This is a genomic window from Thermoflavifilum thermophilum (assembly GCF_900116565.1).
GTDB classification, from domain to species: Bacteria; Bacteroidota; Bacteroidia; order Chitinophagales; family Chitinophagaceae; genus Thermoflavifilum; species Thermoflavifilum thermophilum.
Genome location: NZ_FPCJ01000001.1, coordinates 1770146 through 1790896 on the forward strand (window position 1 = coordinate 1770146; position 20751 = coordinate 1790896).

Below are 20751 nucleotides of genomic sequence, written 5' to 3' on the forward strand. Positions count from 1 at the left end.
TATGGCTCGACATACCCATGCAGATGTATTACCCGGACAGGTGTTGATGGATATTGCCCACCAGTTCGGCACTCCGGTATATGTATATCATGCTGAGAAAATTCAGCGGCAGTATGAAAAGATGAAGAAAGCTTTTCAGAAGGCCCCTGTGCAGATTTATTATGCTTGCAAGGCATTGACCAATATCAATATCTTGAAACTCATGCGGCAGCTGGGTGCAGGGCTGGATACGGTTTCTATTCAGGAAGTGCAACTGGGACTTCGTGCAGGTTTTGAACCTCAGCAAATCATCTTTACACCGAATTGTGTGGATCTGGATGAAATGATAGCTGCCAAGGAATTAGGTGTTAAAATTAATATCGATAATATTTCCATCCTGGAACAGTTTGGAAATCGCTTTGGTGGATCCTATCCGGTGTGCATTCGCCTGAATCCGCATATCAATGCAGGCGGGCATTACAAAATTTCAACAGGTCATATCGATAGCAAATTTGGAATTTCCATTCATCAGATTCGCCATATTGAACGCGTGGTGAAATCAACCGGGTTACATGTAAACGGCCTGCACATGCATACAGGTTCGGAAATCAAAGATGTAGATGTGTTTCTGCGGGGCGTGGAAATATTGCTGGATATGGCTCAGCATTTTGATCAGCTTGATTTTATTGATTTGGGCAGTGGCTTTAAAGTAGCCTATCATCCCGATGATACGGAAACCGATATCGATTTGTTGGGTGAAAAATTATCCAACTTATTTAATCAGTTTGCAGGCCAATATCATCGTCCGCTTACCTTATGTTTTGAACCCGGTAAATACCTGGTTAGCCAGGCAGGCTATTTTGTGGTAAAAGTGAATGTGATTAAACAAACATTGGCTACGGTGTTTGCCGGTGTCAACTCCGGATTCAATCATCTGATCCGCCCGATGTTTTATGATGCCTATCATATGATCCGCAATATTTCCAATCCCCAAGGGCCGGAACGTATTTATACCGTAGTGGGATATATTTGTGAAACCGATACTTTTGCCTGGGACCGGAAAATCAATGAAATCCGCGAAGGCGATTATTTGGTTTTTTACAATGCCGGTGCGTATGGATTTGAAATGTCATCCAACTACAATTCCCGTTTGCGGCCTGCTGAAGTACTGGTAAAAGATAATCAATATCATCTGATTCGTTCCCGCGAAACTTTAGATGATTTGCTGCGCAATCAAATTGAAGTGCTGGATTAAGCCTTTGAACTTATTTTGGTTAGTTGTTTGTTGCAGCTTCGGCACCTTTTGTAACCATGCCTGTAAATTATTATGCGGGGGTTAGTAGCCCCGACAGGAATCGAACCTGTATTAACGGTTTAGGAAACCGCTGTTCTATCCATTGAACTACGGGGCCAACACGATGCAAATGTACGAATTCCTTGTACCTGCTAAAATGATTTTGTGTTTTCTACCGATTGCACGAGTTGACCAAAATCATCATCATCCAGTGACTTCGATCACCATTTCGATAGTTTTTAGCGCTTAAGTTTGTTATATCTTCTCCGATTTTAAAAATCCTTTTTACCATGAGAATAGATAATTATACCGCTGCCATTTCTGTTCATTTGCAAAGGCAAGACGATTTTCTGCCTGTGCTCAGGCAGTGCGTAAAAGAAATTGAACGGGCCGAGAAAAAAGGTATTCGGCTTGAATATGTGGGGGTGCGTGTAGATGAGGAAGATGCAGGCCAGTACATAGTTTATCTAAAACTGGATGGCCCTGATCGCACAGTTACCGGGAATTTGAAAGGCAGAGATGTATTGCAGATCCTTCGGGTATTGTTTGATCGCTTGTTCAGGAATTATGCGGGCCAGGCTGAGCTAAGCCATGTTGCTTTTGTTTGATATTTCAGTAGATTTGGATGAAGCGTGTTCCGATACACATGAAAGCCATGGTTTTGCATGAAGTGGGCAAGCCGTTGCAGGAGGAGCAATGGCCTGTGCCAGAGCCCGGGCCCGATGAAGTCCTTGTGCGTGTAATAGCCTGTGGTGTGTGTCGAACTGATTTGCATGTGGTGGATGGCGAACTGCCTGACCCGCTTTTGCCATTGATTCCCGGACATGAAATCATCGGCCAGGTTGAAGCACTGGGCACAGATGTAACCCGCTGGCAGATAGGCGATTGGGTAGGTATTCCGTGGTTGGGCTATACCTGCGGGCATTGTGTGTATTGCCAGAAAGGCATGGAAAACCTGTGTGAACGTGCTCAGTTTACCGGTTATACACGGCAGGGAGGATATGCTGAGTATACAGTGGTACATCAAGATTATGCCTTTGCTTTGCCTGAAAACTGCCGCAGACCCGAAATGGCACCTTTGCTTTGCGCGGGCCTGATTGGTTTTCGGTCGTATCGCATGATTCATCCTTCGGCTCGTCGGATTGGCCTGTACGGATTTGGAGCGGCCGCGCATATTCTGACACAAATTGCTTCGCACCAGGGCAAAGAAATCTACGCTTTCACGCGCGATGGCGATCAGGCAGGGCAGCGTTTTGCCCGGCGTATGGGTGCATATTGGGCGGGAGGATCGTCTGATCTGCCGCCTGTCAGGCTGGATGCAGCTATCCTCTTTGCACCGGTAGGAACGTTGATTCCGCAGGCGTTGCAGGCAGTAGATAAAGGCGGACAGGTCATTTGCGGAGGCATTCACATGAGCGATATTCCATCATTCCCGTATCGCTGGTTGTGGGAAGAACGTAACATACAATCGGTAGCCAACCTAACGCGTGAAGACGGCGAAGCTTTTTTTGCTACTATTCAACACATTCCCATCCATACGGAGGTGAGCTTTTATCCACTTTCACAAGCCAATCGGGCATTGGCTGACCTGAAGGCCGGCCATATTAAAGGAGCTGCAGTGTTGAGGATGGAGAAATGATGATCTTTTTAATTTTGAGTTACAGGTCGCCCTTGAAGCTAATAAATTAAACACTGCTACATTAAGATCAGGGATCTTTTACTTTATAAATGATGTACTTTTCCCCCTCTTCAATGGCCTTATAGTATTCTTTGATAAAATGATTGAGTTCAATTTTCTCTCCTTCATTACTTGCTTTGTTCAGGTAAAAATAGCTGCTTTTGAACATAACGATATATTGTGGCTTATGGGCGTAAAGTCCAAAAATAAATTCATCCCACAAGCTTTGCAGGTAAGGCGGGAAAACACCCTTCCATTCCATTTCCGTGAAATGAATTTCTTGTAAAAATCTGGTAGGAATATCAGCATGCAATTCTAAAAGTACATTAGATCCGCCTCCTAATTCATCGAACACCTGTACTTTTTCATGCTTATGAATGGAGTCTTTTCTCAATTTGTTTACGATTTCCTCAATCATACCTGGCTGCTCAGCTACATTCCTGTCATATTGATTTATAGGATTTACCTTTTTTACAATTGTTGGAATAGTAAATAAGTCTAATATACACATCCATGATACAATTATCAGGAATCCAAATATTTTTATTCTTTTATCATCTGATCCTAAAAGATAATAGACAATAATTGAAAGAAATACAGATGAAAAAAAATACAGAGGATACAAATGATAATAAAAATCAGTACCCTGTGTCAGATAATGTATCAGAGAGAGTAGTATCCCGGAAACAATCAACAAATTGATAATTCTTTTCCTGCTATTATCATGAATCAATTCTCTAAGAAAGGGCATACTCAAAATGAAGAAAATAAGCATTATCCCTACAGGAGTTCGCCATATTGTGCTTATCAGGGTAAAGATATTGTTTTTAGCTCCCTTACCATATATAGGCAGATAATGAATTAACATGTCCAGAAAACTGGATAATCCACCTTTATACATAATCCATAAAACAAATAAAACAGGAAAGAAAAGATAACCAAATGTGATTAACAAGATTCCTTTAAGCATTTTATTATGATTATCTTTCTGACTTAAGAAAAGTGTAGCAAATAGAAGGATAAAGAATAAGATTCCTGTAGGTTTAATTCCCGTTGCGTATCCCACAAATATTCCGGATAAAAACAGATTCAGAAAATAATATTTTTTTTGTGCATTCAGGAATAACCAAGTAGATACACTGATGCATGCTATCATAAAAAAATCTCTTTCTCCCATAGCTGCTTCTCCTCCCGAAAGATGAATGCCAGCAAAAGAGATTACAAAAAGCAAAATTGATGTGGCTCCGAATGGCTTTAATATCTTACCTCCGGCAAACAGGGTGATACATAAAAATAAAAGATCTACTATGCGAAACCCTAGGTTCGATTCACCAAATAGTTTAAGGGTAGCCATATGTATCCAGTAGGTACCCGGCATATTCATATCAAATATTTCCTTGTATGGGATAGCGCCGTCCAATAGCTTTCTGGCTATGTATTGAAATATTGGGCTATCAACCAGATAATGCCATCTTAGTGAGGAAAGCAGAAGTGCAGTTGTTGGTAAAGATAAAATAATAATTATGGCATGCAGATATTTTCTGGGAAGAAACTCCTTTGCTAAAACAGATGCATTGAATCTTTGTATGCTTATCATAAGGTTATGTATACAATCTATTTATTTACTGCTCTTAATACATTCTCTAAGGGCACTCCAATCAACCTTTCGATCTCTAACTTCGACACATTTAAATCTCTTTGCAGGGAGATTTTTTTGCTGAGTTCTTCATTGTAAGACTGAAGAGCATTGTTATATTCATCCACACTGATCTGCCCGTTTCTGAATTTTTGTTCCGCTTGAAGATAAGTATTGTACAGATTTTCAACCACAGATGTTTCAATGGTCAACTGTTGTTTATACATCAGATAATCTTGATATTTGCTTAATACATTGGTTTTAATTTCTTCAAATTTACTCAGCTTGGCCATTTGAGCAATTTCCAGTTCTTTTCTTGCTTGCCTGACCTTATGAGCGTGAGTAGTAAATATACCCAATGGAATAGTGCCACCAAAGTTGTATCTGGGGTAGTAAATATTGGTTAAATTTTTAGGCGGACTGATAGAGTATTCATTTATATTTCCGGATAGCGCTACATTGTTCCACCAATCTGTTTTGGCGAGTTTGAGTTGCTCGTTTGCAGCCTCAACTTGTAGCTCGGCAGATTTTGCATCTGCATTTTCAAGTGCAAGTAGCACAAGTTGTTTCGCAACTGGATCATCTTCTGGAATATATATTCCATATATTATGTTATTAGAACCTTGTTGGGTATTCTGTTGCCCAAATAATAAGATCGGATTCAAACCGATTATAAGAATAAATAGCCTGAGAACAATCTTCATATGATATTTTTTTCTGATTGAATGTATTTTAACTTTATCATAGCTGCTAAAATGCCGTTATAGATAAAACTAATACTAAAATTGCTGATGGCACCTTGTGAATAATCCGATAAAAACCAGGTAAATAGAGCGGCAGCAAACCCCGCAAAAATGATTTTATGCCTATGAGAAGGTTGATGATAATATTGATGGATAGCAAATTTTAACACAATAAAGTATGTGATAAGCTGAATGATAAAGCCTATCCATCCGATTTCAAGAGCGTTCTGAACAAATACACTATCGGGGGGAAATCCTGCAAGGGGATGGTGTGGGTATAATTCCAGTGCTTCAAATCCGGTTGTTTTTATTCCCCCTCCAATTGGATGATGATGCATGTATGATTGTTTTGATCTTCGATTAAGATCCCTAACAATCATCGATGGATCCTGGCTGGGATGGAATGCGCTTCTTACTCTGTTAAGTACTCCATTTTGGAGCGGAGATAAGATTAATGCGGTACCAATCAATAGAACACCTCCAATGACAATAAGTGTTTTTCTATTTTGAATTGTGAGTAAGCCAAGAAAAATTATTCCAAACGGTATTACGGCAGTTGCTGTCCGGGTCCCTGAGTAAGACATGCCCAGCAACATAAAGATAATTGCAATAATAAGTAAAGCCGATTTTTTTACTGATAGTTTCATTAGTAGTATACTGATGCAGAAAACGATGGTTCCAGATAGAAATACACCAAATGCTGCTGGATCAGATAAAGTAGAATATTTTCTGATAAATCCACCCTGGAACAGTATGCCGAATGTATGTGGGTCGCTCATTAATCTTCTGTATTCCCATGGGGGTAATCCAAGCCATTGCTGCATGCATCCATATAACGCGACTAAAAAGGCTATTATGATCCAGAATTTGATGAAAAAATAAATTTCTTTTTCAGTTTTAAATAGGTATAATGAAATCAAATAGAATACAAATCCCATCACTGTGACAGGATATATTTTCATCCATCCGACAGGTGGATAGGCATTTGGATTAAATGCTTCCAATCCAAAATAAATCAAAATAATTACATAAGCATAAGTAAAAGGATTATGTATATGATGCCATAAACGCTCATGGTGAATAATTTTCCTTAGTATGATACCCACAAATATGGCTCCTGTAAGAAACTCTCCACCAGTACTAACAGGAATACTTAGATTCAATAACCTGATGAAAAAATAGGTCAGAAAGCCATACAGAATATCTAAATAATAAGCAATTCCAGGATAAGCTATGCTGATAAATAAAACTATTAGAGAAACAATTACTAAAAATAATAACCCTCCAGTCTGCAAGGAGAGCGAATAAGCATAAGAGATCAAGACTACTGCCAGCAGTAGCACCGATATTATTATAGAAGTGTATTGCTTTTTATGATATATTTTGTTGGCTGTTATCATTTAGATCCTAAAAAAATTCTATTTTCAGAAATATTATAATTATCCAAATGATAATAAAAATGGTCATGATTATTTCCAGAATTTCTTCGTTTGAATGCCTTCTGCTCATTTTAGTTATATAATGAGAATGTTACTTTATTTGCATTTTCTAACTTTATGGGTTGTTTTTCCTGATTTATGCTATTATTTATTCTTTTTTTGTCTAATATAAAAATAAACCATCCACCATTTCTTATAATTAGGTTGTATAGCATGATGCTGAGCGTGATTGACAGAATCAGGTTAATAGGAAGTAGAAGATTTGTGTTTCTGATTTCTAAACCATGTGTGAATAACACTCTGAATAATGAGGCTATTCCTACATGGAGTATGTATATATATAATGAATGGTATCCGACTATCTTCAGAAAATTCAGTTTATCATATTTCCCCAAGATAAAACATATATTTAACATAAAGGCACATCCAATCAATGCCACTCCAGCAAATTGGAAGATGTGGGTATATTCTATATTCTCATGTTGTAAGAAATACCATTGTGAAATTATAAAAGCAGGAAGAATCCCAAAAAACAAACCATGCGATCTATAAATAGGATAGAACTTCTTATTTAGCAGATAGCTTGAAACCAGATCACCTAAGGCAAAAAAAGGATAAAAATAGAGAAGATCTCTTATGGGGCCACTGTTATACTTTGTCGATAAATAATAAAATATTATTCCTACCCCCAATTGAATTAATGCTGGTATTTTTAACAGATATTTTAATATAATGTAAAGTACAGACACATTAAATAGTGCAAATAGATACCACATTTGATCAAGTGCATCCGGGTTAGTTATGATGTATGTAAAATCATGAAGAGTTCGATCTGAGTTTGTATATTTGGAAAATAAGATTTGCAATGTGATCTGTATGGTGCACCAAAGAATATAGGGATAAAGCAATGTTTGTGATTTAACTTTAATCAGATTAAGCCATCCTCTTTTTTCAAGGCTTTTGCTGATAAATATTCCGGATAAAATAAAGAATAAGGGCATCCGGAAGCTGAAGAACATTTCATTTGCTTTTAACAGTATGATGTGTATGGGTAACCCGGCCCTTTCAAATCCGATAAGGATATGGCGATAAGCTACCAGAATCAGGGCAATTCCTTTTGCATAATCAACCCATGACAGCCTGCTTTGGGTTGCATGGGAGATGTTAAAAAAATATTCAATCCAATATTTAATTTTCAGTTTCATGTTAGCGGTCTAAATTCTCAAACTCTACCTTGTTTAAGATAGCTCCGTTGAATTTCCCGTTCAGACTTTTCAGGTAATTAATGCCTTCCTGGTCATCTTCTTTTATTATGGCTTCAGATGAGAAAACAGCTATAATCCCATCTACGTATTCTACCATTTCTTTGGTATCTGTATATTCATTCATGGGTGCAGCTTCCAGGAATATGTAATCATACCAATCCAGTAAGTCTTTTAAGTGTTCAAGAAGATTTCCATCTGGCAAAATTTCATTAGGAGTATAATCACCTCCCTCACAACCAATGACATCTACGAGCGGAATGGATGTATGAGTTACAACCTGCTCGAGCTCTTCACGCGATATTTTGATATTTTGAGTAGAAAATTGTTCGAGTGTGGGTTTCGCTCCTGTTAGTACAGTTAGATCATTATTACAGAAATTCGTATCAATCATCAGTACCTTCTTTTTACTTAAGCTAAAACTGAAGGCAAGTGCTTGAATTAATGTGGTTTTTCCCTGTTGTGGTTCTGTACTTGTGAATAATATGATTCTGTTTCCTGATTTTTCAATTTGGTGTCTTACTTTTCGAATAAGTTCGCGAATTGTATTTTGTCGTTTTTCAGATTTGGGGGAGGCCTGGGATAACAATTCCCATATTTTATTTTTCTTCAAATTTACTCTATTAATAGGACTTAGTATAGGTAAGCCAGTTTGTTTCACAAAGAAGGATGGTGTTTTAATAGAAAGATCAATATATTCAATAAACACGATTAAGAATATGGTGAAGCAAACAGCTGTAAAGCCGGATAGACCCATGATAATAAAACGATGAGAAGGAAGAGGATTAACTGCAGGTTGGGCAATTAGGATTTGTTTAAATCCTGCATCTTTTGCTCCCTGATTGATAATGTTATTATATTTATCTTGTGCATTTAAATAATCAGCACGGGCTCGGTCTACTTCTTTCTGAAGTGCATCAATAATTACATTCCTACTTGCTGATGAACGGATATTTGCTGATAGAGTGCGTATTGAATTCTGTAAATTCTGGATATCGGCCTGGTCTGATTGGATTTCTACCTGAAGATCTGATTGTTTCTGAATCAGGGTAGCTTTTGGTGGTAAATCACTAAGAGAGTTTTGCGCGTTTTCCGATAATTTATCTTGTAGCTGTCTCCGCAAAGATGCAATTTTGTTGGCGAGATCAGGTGATGGATTATTGTCATACTGAGCTTGCAAGTCACTGATTTGTCGATTCAGCTGAATTATGGATGTATTATTTTCGAATATGGTTTTTTGCAACTGGTCATATTGTGCAATCTGCTTTTCTACCTCTTTTAGTGCGATTTGTGCATTGTTTAGATCACTTTGTTTTTGTTGAAGTTTGGTTTGATAATCCTGAATCAGGGAAATGTTTGCATCTGCAATTGCAGCATCCCCACCTCGAAGCACATTGTTAAGCCGATTTTCCTGAGAGTCAAGGAAAGCCTTTTTTTGTGCAATCATCGTATCCAGCAACTGAATGTTTTCAGCTGAGCGTTGTATCAGATAACTGGTATAAAACCTGTTGAATTGCTTGCAAAGAGTGTTTGCGATAAATGCAGAGAGTAATGGATTCTCAGTCGTGCAATCAATATCCACATAATCAGTTTGTTCCAGCCTATATACCTGAATATCAGCAAGCAATGATTCTTCGTCGTATCCATATGTTTTCAATAATTCAATTAACTTTCTTTCTGTACTATCAAATGAAGAAAGCATCTTCATTTGCTCTAACTTTTCGGAGAAAATTTTGATGGCTTCACTTCTGGGAATCTGGGAGAATATTTGCTGAAGATCTGCTTCATTGGGATTTCGAAAGACGGTTTGTGATGGATTGAGGTCGTGAAGGATTAAGCTGTAGGACAGCAGGCTAATCACCTGAGGGGATGTGAATGTTTTTACGATATTGTCGAATTTCAGGTTGATGGTATAAATATCGAATCCCTGATCGTTACCCAGCCTTACCTGATCATTCATGGTAAATCCAGTAGCAATTTCCGCCTTGGAGAAATATTTCTTTTTTTCATGCAGTGTAAAGAAATAGGCTGCAATCAAAGTAATCAGGAATATGATGATAATCAGCCATTTGCGTTTCCATACGGCTCGAATGAAATAAACGATATCCATAACAGGATTTCTTTGCTGTGTAAGATAATAAAAAATCCGGTCCTCCCGAAAGAGGACCAGATTTTTGACCTTCAGTTTATCTCCGGATGAGTTTCAGGGTTTGGTTGTGTTGACCGGAGCCTGACTGAATATTGAGCAAATACATACCATCAGACAATTGCTGTCGTGATAAATCCAGCAGGACATCATTCCATCCCGAGGGAAGGGTTCCCAGTTGCCTTGTATAGATTATCTGGCCGCTCACGTCCATAAGGCGAATCTGGTAATCTTCTCCTGCTTTCTGAACAGGGATCCCCACATGGATCACATTATGGAAAGGATTCGGATAGGCAATGGCATCATGTTGGTTTGTATTCAGGATCGAATTCGACATTTTAAGATACATATATGGGCTGCCCGGTTGTGTTGCCTTCAACTGACCATTATCATCATAGTCATCATAAGCCTGAATAACCATTGCGCCCAATATTGCAAACTGTGTACCATAAGCATTGATAATTTTGATTGTTATTTTCCCGTCCTGATCGGGAGAAATATTATCTATTTCTGTAGTCTGGGTTGAATTGTATGCTACACTAAGAGTAGTCATCTTATCATTAATCAAGAATGCGCTGATGCTATTCCATCCGAATCCAACCAGGCTTCCGAAAAACACTATGTTATATTTCATGGAAACATTCAAATTGCTCAATACCATAACAACAGTATCCAGTCCATTATCGAGATAATATTCACCTAGCATTACCTGATCAGGGAAGATTCCTGAGTTATTACCTGTAACTACTCCAACGTTGTTTTCGCTTTCAAAGTTTTGCGGAATACTTAGAATTAAATTAGATAGATTCCCATTTGCATCTTTTAAGTTGGTATAAGTATCTCCGTTGTTAGGAAAACGATTTGCATTGTTCCATGGCTTACCTGCGCCGGCTTCCCTAGCATTGAAGTTCAAGAAAATTGCGTAAGAAGGCGTAGTTACACTGGCAACATTACTGAAATCTGATGTTCCATTATTATTTTGCGCCTGTACTTTATAGAAATATCGTGTATCTCCTGCTACCAGACTGTCTATATAAGTTTTTGAATTAGCTGGTAAACTTGCAATCTGGGAATATGTTCCGTTCTTACTCAGCGAGCGCCATATGGTATAACCAGTTTCATTCCATGCCTGATCTCTCCATTTTAGGACAACTTGTTTTGCATTAGATGGATTTATGCTTGCCGTGAGATCAGTAGGTGGTATAATAACCTGGGAGCTACTGTCATATTCTTCAACAACGATTGCATTTAATATGGAATTAGTAGAATTTGCTCCTGCTTTTACGCTAACAGTGATATTTCCATTTTGATCCGGTAGAATACCATTCAATTGAACTGTTGCCGATCTGTTGCGATATGCATTCAGGCTATCTATCTGATTGCCGATTCTGAATGTGGTAGTGTAGTCGATTGCAGTATTGCTTGCATTATACAATGAGCTATTGAAGAATATGAAGTTATACCTTTTCGATGGATTTAAGTTTGAAAACAGCAAATGACGTGTACTAGTATCAGTTTGTACATAAAAATACTGGATCACAGCGTCAGGGAAAATCCCTGAATTATTATAGGTAATATTTCCAAATCCGGCAGAACCACTCCATGTTTCCACATTTGTCAATGAATAACCAGTTGGCTTGTTGGTGTTATCAACAAGTGGAATTGTTGTATTTCCAAAAGCCCAGTTTGCCAGGTTATTCCATGGTGAAGGTGCCAGACTATATGAGTTTGTGACATTTACAAGTATGGTGCGGAAATACTTGTTATTCACTTGCACATTTATAGTAGTTGACGACTTTCCGCCATGATTGGTAGTTGCTGCAATGGTAAATGAATAACTTCCGATATCATTTTGAGAAGATGGTGCAATAATAAGCGATCCTTTATTATTACCGGAATCAATCAATGTAACAAATGCAGGTAAACTAACTCCGGTAAATTTTATGCTGTCAATATTGTCTGCTGTTCCTGCAAAGTTAACGGTATCAGCTGAACCATAAGCAAGAATCAGATTATTTGGGATTCCACTTATTATTGGATTGATGGTGGTAGTTGTAATAGAAACAGTATCTGAAAATGCTGAATATCCGTGTTGATTCACTGCCCGGATGGTATAAGCATAGGTAGTGTTTCCATGAATATTGGGATCAGTAAATGTAGTATCTTCACCGTTTGTTGGATTAGGATTCAGAAGAATAAATCCGGTATCAGCAGGTCCTTTCCGATAAACCTCAAATCCTTTGGCTGTATTAAATGCATTGGTTTGCCAACTTAAAATATTGGCATTATTACCGCTCCTGACAGACAAATTATACGGTTTTGCTGGCGGCATTCCATTATCATAAATGGATGATAAAACAAGTGCATTAATATAGCCAACAGGCGCATCTGATCCTTTTTTCATCATAAAATGAAGGGTACCATCACTTTGCGGGATTAGATTCTGGAAGCTAATAGTTCTGCTGGTATTGTTCTGTACGTAAATGGAATCGATTTTATTACCTACCCTAAATACTGTATGTCCATTATCACTTACGCCATTCCATATACTGCTAGCAAAAAAGGTAAGTTTATAACTCTGAGTTGTATCAAGACCTGTAAAGATACCTTCCACAGAATCCGGTGCTCCGAATATACCGAAATAGTAATATTCTCTCATCACATTATCAGGATAAACTCCTGAATTATTGCCTGTGGTTGCTCCCCCATTATAGGCGTTCCACACAGCCGGATTCAGATGGAATCCTATGGATGATACATTTCCCTGGTCATCTTTTATGTTGGATATTTGTGGGCTTGTAATGTTATTCCAGGGAGCAGGAGCAAGTGTTTGATAGCTAAAGTTTAGGTAATAATTCTTGTTCGGATCTACATAATTTACCTTTAGGTTAAAGAATGCTGAACTCTGTAGTCCATATTTATCGGTTACGGTTACGCTGATGGTATAGTTTCCTGCGTCGCCATAATTAGGTTTGAGGTGCAGAATGGCTTGCCGTCCATTAATGGTATCTAACTTCATAAATGGCAGCATCGGATTCACGGTAAAGTACACATAATCGCGCGGTGTGGGGATGTTGGCATTCAGGGTATCATCTACTGTGGTAGCCACGTTCATGGTAATTTGATTTTGAATCACCGGGGTGGCGGCATATATATCATTCACAGCAAGATTCATGATGGAAGTATCTGTGCCACCATGATTATCGTGCACAGTGATTTTAATACCCGGATAAGGTCCTCTTTGATTCATGGTAGGATTGGTGAAAGTAATGATGCCCGTACCATCGCCATTATCCTGGAAACTGCCAAATGAAGGTAAGTTGAGTACACCCAGTGTGAGTGGATCGTCATCTGCATCGGTAGCCTTCACAGGTATTTGTGAAACTGTATTGGGGTTAATGAGTTGATATTGATTGGAACTAGCGGGTTGCAGAATTTTGGGTGCATGATTTCCTGTCGTAGCCGTATCCCAGCTGCTGTATCCGGCATCCAGTCCAAGCGTATTTTCAGCAGCTATTCGGTAAGTGTATAAAGTATTGGCATATAATCCACTATCCACGAATTGATACGATTGTGCCTGGCCATTGCCATTCACAAAAGCTAATAGTTGGAAATGCACAGTGTCTCCTACAGCACGATAGATGCGGAAACGAGTACTACCTGTATCAGCATGCCAGCTCAGGGTAATCTGATTGGGATTATTGGCGGTGGCTATGACCTGTGTGGGTATTGCTGGTATAGCTGGTGCTGCCAGCGTAGTTGCATACATGTTGGGATTGGCAAACACACTATCGGGAATCAGTTTTCGGTTGTTTGAGGGTCCCCAGAGTACCTGCATGCCCGATCCACCACCAGCCTGGAAGTAAGTGATGGTAATCAAATGCCTGCCAGCAGTGAGATTTACTGTTCCAGACTTATAAGTCATGCCATGAAGTCCGTCATTATTCACGAGTGCGGTTGCATTGAATCGATATGGTGTATCAATATATAGTTTACTTCCGTCGTCTGAATAGGTCCAGAAGGTATAAGAACCGGATGTGGGAATGCGGATGTAACCCGTCCACATAAATCCATAATTGGAAGACTGTGTTGCCGGGCTTAAGGTTACGTTACTTACTGCACCAGTGGCAACTGGCTTTAAGCTATCAAAATTAGGTAAGGTGCTCCACGCACTGGTGGTTGTGTAATATTTGTACTGCAATCCACTCAAATCAGCCAGATTAAAGCCAGATGCACCATTGTTATTAATGGCTTGTATTTTATAATAATAAGTTGTGGCGGGTTGCAATGTGCTGTCTATGAATTGTGTTGTATTTGCAGGTGCCGTGAAGACAATTGAATAAGGACCACCTAAGCTGGTCGCCCTATAAATTTCAAATCCGGTTTCGTCGTTGCTATTATCTTGCCATTGTACTTTTATGCTTCGATACGACAGAGCGGTGGCCAGAATATTGCTGGGCGCGGCTGGTAATGTACCCGAAGGACTTACAGATTCCATGAATGCACTGTCTGGAATCGGTGATTTTGCAAAGCTACCTGTACCACTACTCTTTGCCCATGACACCGTTAAAGAAGCTCCGCCTGTTTGCTGGTAATACCATACTGTGATGGGATACCAACCTGGTTGGTTGAATGTATAAGTACCGCTTTTTTCCGTAGCACTATGCAATCCGTCGTTATTCACAACCAGGGTGTTGCTAATGAATAATTGACTTCCATCATCGGAATTTGTGTAAAAAGTATAGGTACCAGAGTAGGGGATATGAATGTACCCATTCCAGGCAAAGGCATAGTTTGTACTTTGGGTAGCAGGAGAAAGAGAGAAATTGGTGGATATCCCTGAAAAGACGGGATTCATGTTACTGAGGTTGGGCAAATTACTCCAACTGCCCGTGTATGTATAAAAATTATAAGTTAATCCATAATATCTGGGAATAGCTGTTAGCTGATTACTTGGGCTTGATACATTTCCTGCGGCATCCAGTGCTTTCACCTGTATACTATAGGTGCTGTCGTGTTGCAGGTTGGTGAGCATAAAACTTGTATCTGTAGAAATATAAGATTTTACGCCATTCACATAAATCCAATATTTTACTACCCCTACATTATCGGTGGCTCCACTCCATTTGATGGAAATGCTGTTGACGGTTACGTTGACAAGTTGTAATGTAGGAGGTGTGGGTGGAATATGATCTGATAGAGTGGTTACACTTACAGGAGCTGTAGTGGTACTGCCAGCGGTAGAATCAACAGCCCGGATTCGATAATAGTAAGTAGTATTGGGGTTTACCGTGCTGTCAATAAACACCGTGGAATCAGCGGGATTGATGGCAATGAGTTGATAGCCAGTATCTTTTTGCAGACTGCGATAAATCTCAAATCCGGTTTCGTTGTAAACTGGATTGGGTTTTTGACTCCAGGAAAGTTGCACTTTAGTTTGTGATAGCGCGATGGCGATAGGATTGGATGCCGGATCAGGAGGATTCGGACCATTGGCATTAATCACCGTAAAAGGTGCAGAAGGCAGAGAGGAGCATCCACCGGCTTCTGTAACCAGTGCGACATATTTGCCGGGTGTACTGGTAGTGAAATTTTGTTGGGTGCTCACCACTGAATCTGTACCATATTTTTTCCAGGTATAGCTCACATATCCGGAAGGTAGGGTTAGCGTAACAGACGTATTTCCATCTGGAGCAGGAATCACCGCACTCATATGAGGAGCTACCTGAATGTTGGGCGTTTGGGTGGGTGGTTTCACGCCAATCACAACAGGCGTAGGTGACCAGTATGACCAGGTGTTACCCCGCTTAATTCGGGCATCATAGGTGCCCAAGGAAGTTACCAGTAAAGTGTTTCCAGTATCAGGCAACAATACACCGTTTTTTCGCCATTGATACCCATCAAATCCAGGAGAAATTCCCAATGTGACATGAATGTTGTTGGTGTCCTGAGGACAAAATAAAGTTTGACCGTAAAACACAACCGGATTGGTTTTATTTGCGCGATTGTAATAGGGAAATGCATCAGGTTCAGCATAATGCAAATCCCACACACCATGGCCCACATTCGGATATACGGTATAGGTAATCGGTGCACCTGCTTGTTGCAACAGGTTCACAATTTGTTGTGAAGTGTATGGCGATGGATTACCATCTAACGCACCTTGCGAAAGCCAAATAGGGATGTATTTTAAAGTATCTATGTAATTAGCTAACTCTGTATAAGCAGCACTAATAATCTCTGCACAGGCAAAATAGGTCGGATAGCTGGTTAGAAATGCCCAGTCGCCCGATCCGCCAGCAGATAGTCCGGATAAATAGACCCTGTTCAGATCCAGCTTGGAATTGACGGACATGTATTTGATGATGTTAATTAAATTGCTATATATGGGCTCTCCCCAAAATCCATTCTGACTTTGAGGATAAAGTACAAATCCATCATATTCACCATTATTCACTGCATTCAGAAATCTTTGTCCTTCCCATTTTAATTGCAATTCATTATCATATATGGTTCCTCTTTCTCCTAATCCATGCAGGAAAATCACCATAGGGTATTTCTTGGTAGAAGTATCGGTCCAGGTTTTAGGGAACAACAGGCGAAATGCCATATTCCTATAGATATAACACTTGTACTGGTTCGTATTCCAGTTCATGCGAACCGTGCGCACCCATTTCCCGATGGAATCCCAGGGTGGTAAGGTGGGTGGATGGTTTGAATCGTAGGTAATGACAGAGTCTTTGGGGTTAAGTACCTGGGCATGCAATTGACTGGCGCTAAAGCTGATGCTAATGCCCAGGATCAGGATGAAAGATAAGTAAAACTTTTTCATATATCGAACAGCTTGATAGTAAACATTTTTTCAGAAAACTGGTTTTTATTTAGGAGTAGGTTTGGTATTAAAATTTCAGTAAAGCTATTCAGATGTTATCTTTTGAATGTGTGGGAATTGGTAAATGCTTTAAAAAATCTGGTAATCGCAAAAAATCATCCCTTTATTGTGAATCAGAATATTTTGCTTGTGATTTCTGATTGTATTTGCAGGTTTTGAGAAGTTTTCTTTTCCGACGAAGGAGAAAAGTACTTTTTTAAACTTAAAAATGGCTTCTCCCATAAGTGGTAGCTTATCCAGCTGATTCCAATGCTGAGCCCGATGATTACGATACCTAAAGTGAGTTTATTCATCGGGTTGGTCTCTGGAATCCCATTTACGGGGCTCATTTTAAAAAAATGCATGCCTATCATCTGATAAAGCAAATAATGATAAACATAAATTCCGTAAGAATATTTGCCCAGGAATCTAAGTAATGGTGAACGAAATAATAGCGAAAAAACATGTGTTTTGGTGTGTAAGCTATAGATGAGTAAGCAACCAAAAAAAATATCTATGATTGTATAAACGGATGATAGGTTTAAAAAATTAGCACTTCTGATGATGAAAAGGCTGATGAGCATTCCCGAAACTGACAAAAGGAAAAAATATTTTGTGTTTTGAACCAGAAATGATTTTTTAAATCGGATCAAATAGGCAATTAATCCCCCTATCAGCAAAGCATCCATTCTGGATAAAGTGGAAAGATACGGGTAGGTATATCCTAATCCGATTAAAGATCCTAATCTGAGTCTAAACAAAATAGCAAAGGCCATCAGGATCAATATGCTGGTGGGAATCCATCTTTTAGGGACCAACCAGATAATAATTGGCCAGAAAATATAAAATTGCTCTTCTACAGCCAGCGACCAGAAATGGACCAGGGCGTGGTTGGATGGGAATCCTTGGAGCGAATACAGCCAGTTTTGCATGTACAACCAGAACCATTTCTGATGGGTTTGATAAAAATCAAACTGATGCCCTCTAACTTCATCTAATCCAAATAAGGGAATGAAAATAAACAACACGCACAATACCAGATAATAAAGTGGGAAGATTCTCAGTACACGCCTGATGATAAAATTTTTATAATATCCTTTCTCATGTTTGGTATCCAGCAAAATACCAGTAATCAAAAATCCGGAAAGCACAAAAAATAAATCTACCCCTGTCCATCCCAGTTTAGTGATGAGAAATGGGAAACAATGATAAAGCAAAACCAGCAAAATTGCCATGCCCCTTAGTCCATCAAGCGCAGGAATATGCGAAGGAAGCCGATCTGGCAGTTGTAAGGGAGAGAATATTTTGGAGAATATTTTGTTTTTGCTCATTTTTTACATCATATATTCAGAAACCCATGATTGACTCCTTTTTGCTTTTTCCCATTTTACTTCCTGTTTTCCTTTTATCCATCTCCATAAGCCTGCATATACCGCAACATTCATAAAAACAAAATAGTAAATTGGATATATGCCTTTGATTTTTTTTCCCTGCAGGGCAAATCCATATCCCAAGCAGGCTGTGGCATAAAACAACATCTGCGCATAACCAGTCAGATGATATACAAGAGATGCATGCACATGCATCATTCCCATATTTAGTAAAAAAATTGCAGGGAGTACAAAAGGTACCACTGCCCAGCGTAGCACACGGTGCGAAATGTATTGAAACGATGCGAGTTTATATTTAAAGATATTGAGCAGTGGGAGTAGCCGGCTCATGGCCTGAAATCCACCTGCACAGATTCTGATTTTTCGTTTTTGCTCTTCTCGCAAGGATGCAGAAGGAGCTTCCATGCTTCTGGCTTCTGGTGCATAAGCAAATCGGTAGCCTTTTCGTACAATATTGAGCGATAAAACAAAGTCGTCCAGAATGGTATCTTCAGGCAGGGGTTCATAAAGCTGGGTGCGAATGGAATATAATTCTCCAGCCGCCCCTACCACGGTATTGAGTTTGCCATCGTTTCGCTTCAGCCACGACTCATAGCGCCAGTAAAGGCTTTCGCCCTGCCCGGCAGCATACTGAGCATCGGCAAGCACTTGTTTTTCCCCGGCCACTCCGCCCACTCGTGGATCTGCATAAGAGGCCACCAGCTGAAGCAATGCATCAATTCGCAACAGCGTATTGGCATCTGTAAATACCACAATTTCTGTGTTTACAAATGCCATGGCATGATTCATGGCTGCAGTTTTCCCCTTGCGTTCAGGTTCATGCAATACCTGAATGCCTTCAAATTTCCGGGCTATTTCAGGCGTGCCATCAGTGGATCCGTCCGTGACGACCAGAATTTGCTTTTTGTTTTCCGGGTATGCAAGCTCCAGGCTGTTTTTGATTTTTTCTTCGATACAAAATGCCTCATTGTAGGCAAATATGATCAGTGTCAGTTCCGGTAGATCGTCGGCTGAGGTTGAGGGAAAAGGCTTTCCTAAAAGATTTTTTACCCAAATCATCAGCATGACGAGTAAGCCGTATCCGATATAGGCGTAGAAAATGACAGCAGCGAGAATCCAGAATATAATTTCAATTGCTCTCATGGAATAAATCAAAAACTGACACGGCCAAGGTAATAGTTTTCCTGTAAGGTCCGGCATGTGAATGGGTTATCTGTCCATTCTAATTGGTGAACCACGGTTTTTTTCTATTCAAGAAAACGGAACAAAACTGATTAATATAAAAAATATTCCATATTTGAATATTATCTACATTGTTTTTTGCTGATTTTAAGTATATTATTTTTTAAAAATGAGTTCCATAAAAAGCTTTCGTTGGAGTGAGTCGGCTGGATAGGGTTGAACTTCCAAGCAGACCAGGGCTTTACCTTTTTAATCTGTGCATTTACCAAGATTTTTCAACCGTTTACCAACTTTGAAATTTATATTGAAAAAGCACTCTCTATTTTTACATTGTTCTTTTACAGAAAGGTTGCCATTCCTGAAAAGCTATCGATGATTCAGTTGTATTTTTTGTTTTACTAAAATAAATATTTGAACCATGAAACATACAGCTACTAAATCGCAACATTCTCAGATGAAATGGATCTCAAATCCGGTGGTATTGGCTCTGGGAGTTATTATTTTGTCGTTTGTATTATTTTATGTGTTAGAACGTTTGTTCAGCTAAAATCTTCATCACATTGTTTGTTAACCTAAAAATAAATATATGTGGAATGTTTACACACCCTTCTCCTCACTTTCTTCAGCTGCTAACAAGCGGCAGGAAAGCAGCAACCCGTCGGGTTCTGTTATGGTACAGCAAAGTTCCACAAAAACCCATAGAGTAATGAAAAAGATACTGATTATTGACGACAGCAAGCCCATTCGATATTTGTTGGATACCATTATCAGCAAATATTATCAGGTGATTACGGCTTCGGATGGATATGAAGCGATGTATTGGCTTTCACAGGGAAACAGGCCCGATGTGATTATATCTGACTTGCAAATGCCTAATATCAATGGATGGGATCTGGTGAAGAATCTCACTAGCAGTGCAATTTACGGTAACATTCCTATCATCATTTTATCGGGATCTTCCAGTGAAGAAATAGATCAAAAATGTGAAGAATATGGTGTAGCCGATTTTCTGGTAAAACCCTTTAATCCTTCTCGTCTTTTAGAAGCAATAAAAAAAGCGCTTGAGAAAAAAGCAGATTTGTCGGAAGATGTATCCGGCAGGCGTGCTGGTATGCATGGTTAACAAGATT

At 39.3% G+C, this 20751-nt stretch carries 12 protein-coding genes and 1 tRNA gene; 4 read left to right on the forward strand and 9 right to left on the reverse strand.

Features of this window, described 5'->3' with window-relative positions; all coding sequences use genetic code 11:
* Position 1 precedes the first annotated feature (1 nt).
* Positions 2-1234 carry a diaminopimelate decarboxylase gene (gene lysA, locus BM367_RS07530; protein ID WP_092459472.1) on the forward strand — a complete coding sequence of 411 codons (1233 nt, stop codon included), beginning with the start codon at positions 2-4 and terminating at the stop codon, positions 1232-1234.
* A gap of 85 nt (positions 1235-1319) precedes the next feature.
* On the opposite strand, the gene BM367_RS07535 is transcribed toward lysA, so the two are convergent.
* A tRNA-Arg gene (locus BM367_RS07535) sits at positions 1320-1391 on the reverse strand.
* Between the two features lie 172 nt (positions 1392-1563).
* On the opposite strand from BM367_RS07535, the gene BM367_RS07540 reads away from it, so the two are divergent.
* Together BM367_RS07540 and BM367_RS07545 are read left to right on the forward strand one after the other, a co-directional pair.
* Entirely contained in the window at positions 1564-1881 is a 318-nt protein-coding gene (locus tag BM367_RS07540) for a hypothetical protein (RefSeq protein WP_092459474.1), read from the forward strand.
* 38 nt (positions 1882-1919) lie between these two features.
* Positions 1920-2912 carry a zinc-dependent alcohol dehydrogenase family protein gene (locus tag BM367_RS07545; protein WP_092459476.1) on the forward strand — a complete coding sequence of 331 codons (993 nt, stop codon included), beginning with the start codon at positions 1920-1922 and terminating at the stop codon, positions 2910-2912.
* 67 nt (positions 2913-2979) lie between these two features.
* On the opposite strand, the gene BM367_RS07550 is transcribed toward BM367_RS07545, so the two are convergent.
* The 8 genes from BM367_RS07550 to BM367_RS07585 form a co-directional block, all read right to left on the reverse strand.
* Positions 2980-4548 (reverse strand): ArnT family glycosyltransferase, encoded by a 1569-nt coding sequence (locus BM367_RS07550; RefSeq protein WP_092459478.1) that lies wholly within the window; start codon positions 4546-4548, stop codon positions 2980-2982.
* Positions 4549-4565: 17 nt separating this feature from the next.
* The gene (locus tag BM367_RS07555; protein WP_092459480.1) at positions 4566-5291 is read right to left on the reverse strand and encodes a TolC family protein; all 726 of its coding nucleotides are present in this window, start codon (positions 5289-5291) and stop codon (positions 4566-4568) included.
* Positions 5288-6730 (reverse strand): O-antigen ligase family protein, encoded by a 1443-nt coding sequence (locus tag BM367_RS07560; RefSeq protein WP_092459482.1) that lies wholly within the window; start codon positions 6728-6730, stop codon positions 5288-5290. Before BM367_RS07560 ends, BM367_RS07555 begins: the two co-directional genes overlap by 4 nt.
* 110 nt (positions 6731-6840) lie before the next feature.
* Complete coding sequence (locus BM367_RS07565; RefSeq protein ID WP_092459484.1) at positions 6841-7974, reverse strand: acyltransferase family protein; 1134 nt, start codon at positions 7972-7974, stop codon at positions 6841-6843.
* Between the two features lies 1 nt (position 7975).
* Positions 7976-10141, reverse strand: a complete 2166-nt coding sequence (locus BM367_RS07570; RefSeq protein ID WP_092459486.1) for a GumC family protein — start codon at positions 10139-10141, stop codon at positions 7976-7978.
* Positions 10142-10217: 76 nt separating this feature from the next.
* Positions 10218-17009 carry a fibronectin type III domain-containing protein gene (locus BM367_RS07575; RefSeq protein ID WP_092459488.1) on the reverse strand — a complete coding sequence of 2264 codons (6792 nt, stop codon included), beginning with the start codon at positions 17007-17009 and terminating at the stop codon, positions 10218-10220.
* A gap of 173 nt (positions 17010-17182) precedes the next feature.
* Entirely contained in the window at positions 17183-18379 is a 1197-nt protein-coding gene (locus BM367_RS07580) for an acyltransferase family protein (protein WP_092459490.1), read from the reverse strand.
* A 3-nt stretch (positions 18380-18382) separates the two neighbouring features.
* Positions 18383-19582 (reverse strand): glycosyltransferase family 2 protein, encoded by a 1200-nt coding sequence (locus BM367_RS07585; protein WP_092459492.1) that lies wholly within the window; start codon positions 19580-19582, stop codon positions 18383-18385.
* A gap of 745 nt (positions 19583-20327) precedes the next feature.
* Between BM367_RS07585 and BM367_RS07595 the strand changes: the two genes are divergently transcribed.
* Complete coding sequence (locus BM367_RS07595) at positions 20328-20744, forward strand: response regulator (RefSeq protein WP_092460964.1); 417 nt, start codon at positions 20328-20330, stop codon at positions 20742-20744.
* Positions 20745-20751: the final 7 nt, after the last annotated feature.